An 11,213-nucleotide genomic window follows, 5' to 3' on the forward strand; every position below is an offset into this window, starting at 1 on the left:
AAAGCAGCTGCAACGCGTCATGTTGTAAGGAAAAGAGCCCGCATTGCTGCGGGCTGCGGCTGCAGCGTGCCTAGAGCCTTTTCCGTTCCGATTGAATCGGGACGGGGCTCTAGATTCTTGATTTGACGCGTTTTCTTGACGCGAACCGGTATCCACTTCGCTGGAAAACGCTCTAAGAAAAAGCAGCAAAACAGTTGAGGCTGCTGGCGGAGCAAATCGACGAGCCGAAAACCGCAGCTGGCGCCCAAGCCGAGAGGACCGACACGAGCGCATAACCGGGAGCTATGTGTACCGCCTCGGGGGAAACGAATTCTAATCGTCGTCCGCGGCCCAGGGGACGGTGCCGCTCTTCCACTTGCCTTCGACCTTGTCGGTATCCTCGATCAGTTGATCGATGACGCTGATCGGCTTCTTGCCCGGGTTCTTCTGGCAGAATTCGTAGATCAGCGGGAGGATCTTCTTTTCGTTCATCAAATAGAGATCGACATACTGGCTGTCGCCCTCCAGCAGCGCGATGTTGGCGGCGCTCATGTAACCCTGGACCCAATAGAAGATCAGGGAGTTGGTCACATTGTTGAAGCCCTCTGCCGGATTCATGTCCCTGGCGAGCTTTTCACAGGACGCGACGCCGATCCCGTTGGTCGCCAATTGTTGTGCGCCGGCCGAAGGTGAAGAAGCAAGCCGCAACGGCCGATAGTCCGTAAGGAATGCGATTGATAGCGCTCATGGAAGCTCCCGTTTGTGCGCGCAATGGCTGCAAGTATGTTTTCCAGATTGCCCCAACAGCAGGTGCGAGTCCAACCCTCGCTCGCTCAAGGTAAGCGCTTCTGCGAGCGGCGCTTTTCCGTGCGCGAATTGGGAGTCGACCTGGCTGGAAAACGCTACGGCCGAACGACGACAAAGCTTGAACGAATGATTCAGCACTTCGGGTGATGGGAACCAGCGGGGCCGCGCAAATGTTGATAGTGCTGACAACAACTGGGATCGATCATGACCGAGCTCGATGTTCGGAAAGGGATGCCGCCCGTCAAGCTCGGCCGCGATGAATTCGAGAAACGCTACCGCCGGCGGTTTGCCGACCCGGTTTTCGCACCGCTGCAACGCGAACTCGACGCCATCATCGGTGCGGCATGGGACGCCTACGCGCACTCGCGCAAGGCGCCCGTGACGCGCAAGGCGGGTCCGGAATTTGCCGATCCCACTTACGAACTTTCCGTCGACTGGCTCGCTGCGCGTGAAGCGATCCTGGCTGCGCAGCGACGTCATGACGATGCAAATGAACAAAGGCGCATCCTGATCATCAGCGGGTCCTCGCGCAGCGAGCATACCTGCCCGGGCGAGATGTCCAAGACCTGGCGTCTCGTCAAGCTCGCCGAACCGGTGTTTTCGGGGATGGGATTTGCCGTCGACATTCTCGACCTGTCACGGCTGACGTCGGAATTCGGCCGGCAAATCCACCCTTGCAAATCCTGCGTCTCGACCTCGATGGCGCTGTGTCACTGGCCGTGCAGCTGCTATCCCAATTATGCGCTCGGGCAGACCGACGACTGGATGAACGAGATTTATCCGCAATGGGTCGCCGCGCACGGCATCATGATCATCACGCCGGTGAACTGGTATCATGTCCCGACGGCGCTGAAGGCGATGATGGATCGGCTGGTGTGCGCCGACGGCGGCAATCCCGATCCCACCTCCACGCACGGCAAGAAAGCCATCGAAGCGAAGACGCTCGAACTGAAGGGCTGGCCTTATCCGCGGCATCTCGCCGGCCGGCATTTCGGGATCGTGGCGCATGGCGACAGTGTCGGCGCTGAAACGTTGCGCCGTTCGCTTGCGGACTGGCTGACCGACATGTCGCTGATCTCGGCGGGCGGCATGGCGGAGCGGGACGGCTACATCGGCTACATGGAGCCCTACGCGACCGCGCACCAGGCCCTGGACGAAGACAAGGCGTTTCAGCAGGAAGTCGTGAACGTCGCGCAGGCGCTCGGCGCAGCGGTCAAGCTTTCGCTTGCTGGACAACTGCAAAATCCGGGTGACGGGCTGGTTGAGCCGGAGCCCAAGTAAGCGCTGTTGCTTGAGCGCGATCACCGCGCCCCGCTTTGCCTCGGATATTCCAGCTGCATCGCGACAAAGTCGGCGGTCGGCATGCCGTAGCGCGCCTCGATTGCGGCCAGCGTCTGGTCCAGCGCCTTGGCCGGCGGCGAGGCGCCGATATCAGGCAGTCGCCGCTCCGCGGGCCAGTTGGCGGCGACCTCATCGGGCACAATGCGAAGGCCGTTGCGGGTTTCCTGCGCGCCGGCGGTAGCGGCAAATGTCATTGCGCGTGAGCGGTAGGTACGTGACCAGGCGTCCGCGACGAGGGCCAGCGACACTTCGTCCATACCAGGCGAAAGTTCGATGCCAAGCTGCTCGCGATTCCAGAAGGCCAGGACATTGCGCATCGCCGTCAGCGCGAATGGGCGCGTGAACTGAAAGGCGCTGCTGTCATGACGCGCGTCCCAGTCGGCAAGGCCGATGTCTCGCCCGACGGCTTTGGCCTTGTCGCGGCCGGCGATGGCCTCGATCAGGGTCAGCGACATCGGCATCGACGCTGATATTCCCGTCGTCGTCGCAACGGCGCCGTCGACCACCAGCCGCCGATTGGCGACATAGCGGATCGACGGATGCCTGCCCTGCAATTCCTTCAGCGAATACCAATGCGTCGTCGCCCGCTTGCCGTGGAGCAATCCGGCGTCGCCGACGACTTTTGCCCCGGCACAGACCCCGATGACGATCGCGCCCTTGGCGGCCTGGCTCTGGATCCATTGCAGCGCGGACGGATCGTCGTCCCGGCTCATGGCGGGGACGATGACATAGTCGGCTCCATCAGGATGCTGCGCGTCGAAATCAGCGGTGGTCGCCTGCGGCTGCACCTTGAGCACCGGGAACAGCGACATCGGACCCGGATTGGTTGCCAGCGTCACCACATCGGCCACATCGGCGCGCCGCAGGATGCCATAGGGCATCAGATAGTCGGTGGTCTCGGTGGCGTCATTGATGCCGATGATCGCGATCAGCGGACGTTGGCGCTTCGGCGGCTTCAGCGCGGCAATGGTGGCCTCGGCCTCCTCTTTCGCGATCGGCGGCGCGGCCGCAAACGAGACCGCCGGAGGCAGCGTGAAAATCCAGCCCGCAAAGACGAGTGCGAACAGTGCCGGGACGCCGAGGCCGATCCATCTTGCAAGTCGCCAGTTCATGGTTGCTTGGCTCTGACATTCATTGCGATTTGGCGCGCAAGCTACTGCGCGCATGGCCGACCCGAAATGGCGTAAATCGCGCAAAAACAGACATGCGGCGGGAACGCCATCACCGTTCACGAATTGATGAACCAGCGCCGTACTACGGTTCCGGGGCGGCGAATAGCGCAGTGGTCAATCTCGATGCCTGTTATGCGTCCGGCAGGTCATCATCTTGCCAACGTTATGGACTGAACAGGATTCCGGTTGGTTGAACGGCGCAGGCGCCGGCGCGCCGCGCACCTTACCCAATACGGTCGATCAAGCCAGAGGTTAGCGTTGTCGGAATTGCCACTCATTCTAGTCGTCGAAGACGAGTACCCGCTGCAGGACGTCGTTGAGGCGACGCTGATGGAAGGCGGTTTTGCAACCGACATTCTGTCATCGGGCGAAGAGGCGCTGACCCTGGTCAGGGGCCGGGTCAAGAACTACCGGGCGCTCGTCACCGATGTCAGCCTGAAGGGCACGATGAACGGCTGGGACGTGGCGCGGCAGGTCAGGGAGATCGACCCGCATTGTCCGGTCATCTACATGACGGGCCTGGCTGCGGATGAATGGTCATCGCGGGGCGTGCCCAACAGCGTGCTGTTGCAGAAGCCGTTCGCGCCGGCGCAACTCGTCACAGCGGTTTCCCAGCTGCTGAATGCCGGCCCGGCAACCGCGTAGGCAACGGACCTTCACTTCACCGCAAACCGCGCGAGCGCCTCGCGGTCCACCTCGACGCCGAGTCCGGGGCCGTCGGGCACGCGGACGATGCCGCGCTCGTGTTCGATTGGCCGCTTCAGGATCGCCTGACGGATCGGATGTTCGGTGCGGTCGAACTCCAGCATTGGCTGCAACGGGGCAAGCGAGCTTGGGGTATGCGTCGGCAGCACCGCGAGCAGTTGCAGCGAGGCGGCAATCGCAATGCCGGTGCCCCAGACATGCGGGTTGTACCTGATACCAAACGCCTCGGCCATGTCGGCGATTTTCTTGCATTCGGACAGGCCGCCGGCCGCGCAGGTGTCCGGTTGAATGATGTCCATCGCACGCGAGACGAGAATGTCGCGAAAACCGAACCGGGTGAATTCGCACTCGCCGCCGGCGATCGGAATCGACAGCGCCGACTTCACTTCGCGGTAAGCAGCCAGATCCTCCGGCGGCACCGGCTCCTCGAACCATCCGATGTCGTGCGGCTCGATCATGCGGCCGAGACGGATCGCGGCCGTGGCGTCATAGGCGTGGTTGGCATCGACCATCAGGGCGATGCCGGGCCCGATCGCCTCGCGCACCGCGCGCGTCACCGCGGCGTCTTCTTCGACGCCAAAGCCGACCTTCAGCTTCACCGCCTTGAATCCTTCGGCAACGTAGCCCGCAGCCTCCTCGGCGAGGTAACGCTGCGGATCACCGGATTTGCGCCGATAGAGCCCGGTGGCGTAAGCCTGCACTTCGCTGCGAACGCGGCCGCCGAGCAACTGGTGCGCCGGGACGCCGAAATGCTTGCCCTTGATGTCCCACAGCGCGATGTCGATGCCGCTCAGCCCCTCGATGACGACGCCCTTCTGGCCGTGATCACGCAGCCTTGCGTAGACGGTCTGCCAGAGAAAATCGGTGCGCAGCGGGTCCTCGCCGATCAGCCAGGGGGCGACGCTTTTCACCACGGCCGAATTGATCGCCGCGGGGCCGTAGCATTCGCCCCAGCCGATCAGGCCGCCGTCGGTCTCGATCTCGACCAGCATGGCGGTGCGCGTGTCGTACCACGCCCGCGAATAGGCAAAGGGCTGCGACAGCGTGGCCTGCAAAATATGGGTGCGGATATCCGTGATTTTCATTGATCGTTCTCGTTTTCGGCCGCGCGCAACCTTAGCAATAGGCCGGAAAACAGGAAGCGGAAAGGCCCGGAGGTCAATGCTGCCGCCGCTTGCGAACATCGCGGCGCTGCGGCATGAAGGCGCGCCATTCACTTCCCTATTCCGGCCGGCGCTGTTACGTTCGACCTCGCAAAAAACAGGACAAAACGTCGCCGATCGCTCGGCGCAACTTTTGGGAGAAAGACGACATGTTTTCGCACGTCATGATCGGGACCAATGATCTGGAAAAGGCCAAGGTGTTTTACGACGCCTTGCTGGGCACGCTCGACATTCCGCCCGGGCGGGTCGACCGCCACCGCATCTTCTACCGCAGCAAAACCGGCACCTTCTCGGTGTCGAAGCCGATCGACGGCAAGGAAGCATGCCACGCCAATGGCGGCACCATCGGCTTTACCGCCAATTCCCCCGAACAGGCCGATGCGTTTCATGCGGCCGGCCTCGCTCATGGCGGCAAGACCTGCGAGGATCCGCCGGGCATCCGCGAAGGCAGCGGGGTGAAACTCTACATCGCCTATCTGCGCGACCCTGACGGCAACAAGCTCTGCGCGCTGCACCGCGTGGCGTGAGGCCTGACCGAAAGTCTAGCCAGGATTTTCGGCCTCGCTAACCTGAAAAAGATTTCGTCATGGCCGGGCATAGCCGTCTGGAGGACGGCGTCGCTTCCGCTCGCCTATGCCCGGCCATCCACGTCTTTCTTGCTTAGTGGAGGCCAAGGCGTGGATGCCCGGGACAAGCCCGGGCATGACGAGCCAGTCTGGCGCGTCGAATCTTCGCAGGAACAATTCGTGATTCCGCCGGTTGCTCGTTCTCAATCAATGGAGGAGCAACCATGGTTACGGAAGCAAGAGAAACCGGTTCCCTGATCGGCAGCGACAAGGTGGAAGGAACCGCCGTGTACGGCGCCGATGACACCAAGATCGGATCGATCGAGCGCGTCATGATCGACAAGATGAGCGGCAAGGTCTCGTATGCCGTGTTGAGCTTCGGCGGCTTTCTCGGAATCGGTGACGACCATTATCCGCTGCCCTGGCAGTCGCTGAAATACGACACCAATCTCGGCGGCTATCGCACCGGGATAACCGAGACGCAGCTCAAGGGCGCGCCGAGATACGGCAATGACAACGCCTGGAATTGGTCCGACCCTGCGCGCGTACGCACGGTCAACGACTATTACGGCATCGCGATGTAGCCACCGCCACCGCGCAAAGGCTGTAAAGGCCCGCTGTCAGGCGGGCCTTTTCGTTTGGCGGGACGGAAGTTCGGGACGGTTAATGACAAGCTTAAAGGATTGGCCCGAAATCGCATTGCCGAAAGCTAAATGGCCACCGGATGCGAGGACGATCTCTTAAGGAAGCTCCGGTACAGCTGCCCGATAACGACCTTCCAAACAAGACGGGTAACGGCCCGCGGCCCAGGGACCAGACGATGGACGATTCGGTTCAGATCCGCTGCCACCGCTGCAAATCGTGCTTTCGCGAAAAGGCGCGACGGCTGCAGAGCGGCTATTCCCGGCAGTGCATCAGCTGCGAAACGATGCTGTTCTTTGACGACGGCTCCGCCGACAAGAACATCCAGCGGACGCTGCGGGACGCGAGAAGAATTCGCAAGGAGCTTCGCGAAGCCGAAGCCGCGAAGTTTGCCACCTCGGCGCTGGTGTCCTCGAGCCGCGAATCCTCAAACGCAAGGTCCATGACCTCGGGTCGCGAAGATTAGGCCGGCGCTGTAAGTTGAGCTAGCATTGGCGTTCCCGGGGGGCACGCCCATGACAATTCACCGTCAAATTCAACGCCGACAATTCCTGCAGCTCACCGCCGCCGGCCTCGCCGTGCAGGCGTTTCCGCATGCCGCCGTGGCGGAGGATTACCCGTCCCGGCCGGTGCGCATCGTTGCCGGTTTTGCCGCCGGCGGCGGCGTCGACATTACGGCGCGGCTGATCGGCCAGTGGCTCAACGAGCGGCTCGGGCAATCCTTCGTGGTCGAAAACCGCACCGGCGCCGGCGGCAATATCGGCACCGAGGCCGTGGTCGGCGCCGCGCCCGACGGCTACACCCTGCTGCTGGCCACCGTGCCGAACGCGGTCAACGCCGCGCTCTACAATAATCTGAAGTTCAACTTCATCCGCGACATCGCCCCGGTCGCCGGCATCATCCGCGTGCCGATGATCATCCTGTTGCATCCCTCGATGCCGGTCAAAACCGTCCCTGAATTGATCGCCTATGCCAAGGCCAATCCGGGCAAGGTCAACATGGCCTCCGCCGGCAATGGCAGCGCGCCGCATATGGCGGGCGAGCTGTTCAAGATGATGACCGGCGTCAACATGGTGCACGTGCCCTATCGCGGCCAGGGGCCGGCGCTGACCGACCTGCTCGGCGGCGAGGTGCAGGTGCTGTTCGCGACCGCGCCGGGCACGACGGATTATATCGCGAGCGGCAGACTACGTGCGCTGGCGGTGACCACGGCGGCACGGGCGGAAGTAGCGCCGGAGCTGCCGCCGGTCGGCGATTTCGTGCCGGGCTATGAAACCAGCCAGTGGTACGGCATGTGCGCGCCCGCCAAAACACCGGCGGAAATCATCGCCAAGCTCAACAAGGAAATCAACGCGGCCATCGCCGATGTCCGCATGAAAGCCCGCCTCGCCGCGATCGGCGGCGAACCGCTGCCGGGCACGCCGGCCGATTTCGGCAAGCTGATCGCGGAAGAGACGGAGAAATGGGCCAAGGTGGTTCGGGCGGGCGGGTTGAAGCCGGATTGAGAACAGTCCGTAGGGTGGGTTCGGCGAAGCCGTAACCCACCGCAGATGTGGCCACGAAGATGGTGGGTTACGCTTCGCTAACCCACCCTACGAAGCAACAGAAAACACTACCGTCCCTTGTAAACCGCCCGACGCTTTTCCTTGACTGCGGCGGCGGCCTCGACGGCGTCTTCGCTTTCCTTGACTTCATGAAGCTGGCGCTGGGCGCGGCCGGATTGCTCGGAGGGTCCGTGCGGCAGGACGCCTTCGGTGACGAAGCGCTTCAGGGTTTTCAGCACCAAAGGCGAGAACTCGGTCATCTCGCGCGCGATCTTCAGCGCAACCTCGACCTGCTGCCCGACCGGCACCACCTCGTTGACGAGGCCGATATTCCAGGCGCGCTGCACCTCGACGATGCGGCACAGCAGCATCATCTCCATCGCGATCTTGTGCGGGATCCGCGCGGCGAGCCCTGCGATCATGCCGCCGGTAAATCCCATCCGCGCTTCCGGATAGGAGAATTTGGCATTCTCGGCCGCGACCGTGAGATCGCACATCATCGACAGCACCAGCGCGCCGCCGACGCACCAGCCGCCCACCGCCGAGATGATCGGCTTTGTCGTCTCGAACCCAACGGTCGGGATGCAGCGCCACAGTTCGGGAAAATTGCCGGTATCGGCGCCGCCGGAAAACGCCTCATTGCCGGCGCCGGTCAATACCGCGGCCTTCTGCGTCGGCGAGCGCTCGAACTCGACAAAGGCCTTCTGCAGCAACAGCGCCGTCTCGGCGCAGATGGCGTTGCGGCGCTCCGGCCGGTTGATCGTGACCAGTGTGGTGCCGTCGGCATTGTTCTCGACCAGAACTTTTTGCATGGGGCTTCCTCTTGTGACCGCGCGGCGGGGGGGCCGTTTCGCGGATCATATGTGGCGACACCGGTCCGGCCAATATCGAAGAACCCGTGAGGGGCAGGCATGCTGATCTGCGCTTCAGCCGGGATACTTCGCCTCAACGAGCTGCGGAATGGTTCGTATCAGCCCGCCAAGCTCGCCTGACGTCAGCAACAGGACAACATCATCCGGCAGCAACATGTCGCCCAATCTCGCCAATGCCTCGTCCGGGTCACTTATCGCCTCGGCATCGTAATTCGCCGCCCTGACGCGGGCGACGATTTCATCCTGGGTCAATTGGGCATGGGTGCCGGCGCCCTGCGATGCCGGCTGATAGATGAAAACCCGGGACGCACCCGCAAACACGTCGTCATAGGCTGATATCGCCGCCCGGTTTCGCCAGGTGAAGGTATGCGGCTCGAACACGATGATCAGCCTGCGATCGGGGAAATGGAGTTTTGTGGCAACGATGGCGCTCCGGGCCTTTTCGTAGGACGAGCCAAAACCTTCGTAGACCGGCACCTTCGATGCGGGCGAGAGCAATTCCATGCGGCGCTTGACGCCCAGGAATGTGCTCATGCCGGCGCTCAGCTCCTCGGGCGACAGCAGCTTCTTCTCCAGCAGCATCGCGCTGACGCCGACGATATTTTCGATGTTGTGATTGCCAAGCATGCGGGTCGAGAGGCGAATGATCTTTTCGCTGCCGCGCATCAGGTCGAAACCGGTTTCCGCGCCACGCGCGATGTTGGCGGCATGCCAGTGCGCCTTGTCGTCCAATGCATAAAAAACAATGGGACAGGCGAGGCTTCCAGCCAAGGCGCGCGCGTGAGGCTCGCTGCTGCACACCACCAGCAGCCCGTCCGAAGGCAGTGAGCCAAGCAAACTTTGAAAGGGGCTGAGATAATCCGCGTGCGTCGGAAAGACGTTGATGTGGTCGTGGGTCGCCGAGGTGAGCAGGACGTTTTTTGCGTTGTAGCGAAGGAATTTCGATCTGTTGTCCCAATTCGAGGCCGGGTATTCGTCGCCTTCGAGAACGAAGGTCGGGCCCTGCCCGCGGTGCGCGTGCCGCTCGAACCCATTGGTGATCTCGCCGATAAAATAGCTCGGGTCCCTGCTCGAGACCTTCAGGCACCACGCCAGCAGCGCAGAGCAGGTCGATTTGCCGTAGCTTCCCGCGGCCACGATCGTCTCGCAACCGGCGGTCATGTCGTGCAGCAAATCCGCAAACGATCGCACCAGCTTTCCGCTGTCCATCGCGGCGCGAACTTCTTCATTGCTGTCGGGCTGAAGCTTTGCGTTCTTGCCGATCACGATGACATCGGCATCGTCAGGAATGTTCTGTTTCCGGTATCCCGCGGCAAACGGGATCTTCTCGTTCCTGAGATAGTCGCTGACCGGCGGGTAAAAACCTTCGTCGGAGCCGCTGATCTGCACGCCCATCTGCCGGAGCAGCAGCGCGGTTGCGCTCATGCCCTTTCCGGCAATGCCAATGAAATGCGCTTTCGAGAAATTCATCTGTCCCCCTGATTCGGCGATATTAAAGCGTTTTTCAGCGAAGTGGATACCGGTTCGCTTCAAGAAAACGCGTCAAATCAAGAATCTGGGGGCCCGTCCGCCTATTCCTCTGTTGTCTGCAATTCCTCTGTCTCGACCTTATCCGACGAAGACCTGATCCGCTCCAGCAGCTGCAGGAATTCAGCGGTTTCGTCCGCGATCGATTTCGGCTGTGGCTTGGGTGGGAACGGTATCACTTCAGACATGGGCAAAATCTCCCTGGGTGCCATTCCGTGCGACATGTCCTTCTCCTGCGAAATTGGCGCGTTTCTGCGGCGCGCCGTTTCGCGCGCGCCCGGAGGCCGCCTTAAATAATTCCAATTCCACTCGGGCGCGATCAGCCCCTGGATAATCCACGCACAACGGGATGGCGGACCGGGCGCCTGGCATCGGAGCCATCGGGCAATTTTCCTGCGCGGCTACGATCGGGTTCGGGCGACTGTTCTTCGCGGGGGATCAGCGTGGCCTCGAACGGCAGGCCCGGTGCCTGTTTGGCCGTTCCCGAGCACGACGCCAGCCTGCCCTTGAATCTCCCCGCAAGTTCTACGTCAACCACGTCGAGGCCGAACAGCGTGGGCGGACCTGCGGCATGCCGCGTGGTCGTCAACGCCGCGGTGAAATGGTCGTTATCGACCTGGTAGGAGCCGCTATAGGTGAAGAAGCTGTCGCCGCCCGATATGATGCCATTTGCAAGGTGCACGATGCCGGTGCCTTCGCCACGCGAGGTCTTGAACCAAACCGCATACTGGCCGTCTCTGCGCATGAAAAAAACTCTCGCATGAGGAGAACTAACAATCGGTACCAACTAAGGGTTGGCGCATCGAACCGCTACAGAGGCGTCGCCTCGTAGTTAATGATCCAAAAAACGCGAGGCGAAAATTGTAATCGCGAGCATGAACTGATTTGCAGGCTG

Annotated in this window: 13 protein-coding genes; 6 read left to right on the top strand and 7 right to left on the bottom strand. The window is 61.9% G+C overall.

All coding sequences use genetic code 11. The features are described from left to right. Window positions 1-312: 312 nt before the first annotated feature. On the bottom strand, window positions 313-648 hold the full coding sequence (locus tag JQ558_RS19445) for a hypothetical protein (protein WP_212294583.1): 336 nt from the start codon (window positions 646-648) through the stop codon (window positions 313-315). 342 nt (window positions 649-990) lie between these two features. On the opposite strand from JQ558_RS19445, the gene JQ558_RS19450 reads away from it, so the two are divergent. After that, on the top strand, window positions 991-2,067 hold the full coding sequence (locus JQ558_RS19450; protein WP_212294584.1) for a flavodoxin family protein: 1,077 nt from the start codon (window positions 991-993) through the stop codon (window positions 2,065-2,067). Window positions 2,068-2,087: 20 nt separating this feature from the next. On the opposite strand, the gene JQ558_RS19455 is transcribed toward JQ558_RS19450, so the two are convergent. Then, window positions 2,088-3,239, bottom strand: coding sequence for a DJ-1/PfpI family protein (locus tag JQ558_RS19455; RefSeq protein WP_212294585.1), 1,152 nt, complete (start codon window positions 3,237-3,239; stop codon window positions 2,088-2,090). A 318-nt stretch (window positions 3,240-3,557) separates the two neighbouring features. On the opposite strand from JQ558_RS19455, the gene JQ558_RS19460 reads away from it, so the two are divergent. Further along, on the top strand, window positions 3,558-3,944 hold the full coding sequence (locus JQ558_RS19460; protein WP_212273984.1) for a response regulator: 387 nt from the start codon (window positions 3,558-3,560) through the stop codon (window positions 3,942-3,944). Between the two features lie 11 nt (window positions 3,945-3,955). Here JQ558_RS19460 and JQ558_RS19465 read toward each other — a convergent pair whose 3' ends face one another. Next, window positions 3,956-5,089, bottom strand: coding sequence for a mandelate racemase/muconate lactonizing enzyme family protein (locus JQ558_RS19465; protein WP_212294586.1), 1,134 nt, complete (start codon window positions 5,087-5,089; stop codon window positions 3,956-3,958). Between the two features lie 227 nt (window positions 5,090-5,316). Here JQ558_RS19465 and JQ558_RS19470 point away from each other — a divergent pair, with 227 nt between their 5' ends. The 4 genes from JQ558_RS19470 to JQ558_RS19485 all read left to right on the top strand — a co-directional run bounded on the left by JQ558_RS19470 (window position 5,317) and on the right by JQ558_RS19485 (window position 7,880). Further along, entirely contained in the window at window positions 5,317-5,694 is a 378-nt protein-coding gene (locus tag JQ558_RS19470) for a VOC family protein (RefSeq protein ID WP_192738521.1), read from the top strand. A gap of 263 nt (window positions 5,695-5,957) precedes the next feature. Further along, complete coding sequence (locus JQ558_RS19475; RefSeq protein ID WP_212209229.1) at window positions 5,958-6,317, top strand: PRC-barrel domain-containing protein; 360 nt, start codon at window positions 5,958-5,960, stop codon at window positions 6,315-6,317. 236 nt (window positions 6,318-6,553) lie between these two features. After that, entirely contained in the window at window positions 6,554-6,841 is a 288-nt protein-coding gene (locus JQ558_RS19480) for a hypothetical protein (RefSeq protein WP_212209228.1), read from the top strand. A 49-nt stretch (window positions 6,842-6,890) separates the two neighbouring features. After that, entirely contained in the window at window positions 6,891-7,880 is a 990-nt protein-coding gene (locus JQ558_RS19485; RefSeq protein ID WP_212294587.1) for a tripartite tricarboxylate transporter substrate binding protein, read from the top strand. Between the two features lie 107 nt (window positions 7,881-7,987). On the opposite strand, the gene JQ558_RS19490 is transcribed toward JQ558_RS19485, so the two are convergent. The 4 genes from JQ558_RS19490 to JQ558_RS19505 all read right to left on the bottom strand — a co-directional run bounded on the left by JQ558_RS19490 (window position 7,988) and on the right by JQ558_RS19505 (window position 11,063). Further along, window positions 7,988-8,731 (bottom strand): enoyl-CoA hydratase/isomerase family protein, encoded by a 744-nt coding sequence (locus tag JQ558_RS19490; RefSeq protein ID WP_212294588.1) that lies wholly within the window; start codon window positions 8,729-8,731, stop codon window positions 7,988-7,990. A gap of 114 nt (window positions 8,732-8,845) precedes the next feature. Further along, a complete protein-coding gene (locus JQ558_RS19495) occupies window positions 8,846-10,261 on the bottom strand; it encodes a Mur ligase family protein (RefSeq protein WP_212294589.1) in 1,416 nt (471 codons plus the stop codon). Between the two features lie 101 nt (window positions 10,262-10,362). Beyond that, window positions 10,363-10,506 (bottom strand): hypothetical protein, encoded by a 144-nt coding sequence (locus tag JQ558_RS19500; RefSeq protein ID WP_212262579.1) that lies wholly within the window; start codon window positions 10,504-10,506, stop codon window positions 10,363-10,365. 131 nt (window positions 10,507-10,637) lie between these two features. Next, on the bottom strand, window positions 10,638-11,063 hold the full coding sequence (locus JQ558_RS19505; RefSeq protein WP_212209223.1) for a hypothetical protein: 426 nt from the start codon (window positions 11,061-11,063) through the stop codon (window positions 10,638-10,640). Between the last annotated feature and the right edge of the window lie 150 nt (window positions 11,064-11,213).

This window comes from Bradyrhizobium sp. AUGA SZCCT0160 (genome assembly GCF_018130105.1).
Taxonomy (GTDB): Bacteria; Pseudomonadota; Alphaproteobacteria; order Rhizobiales; family Xanthobacteraceae; genus Bradyrhizobium.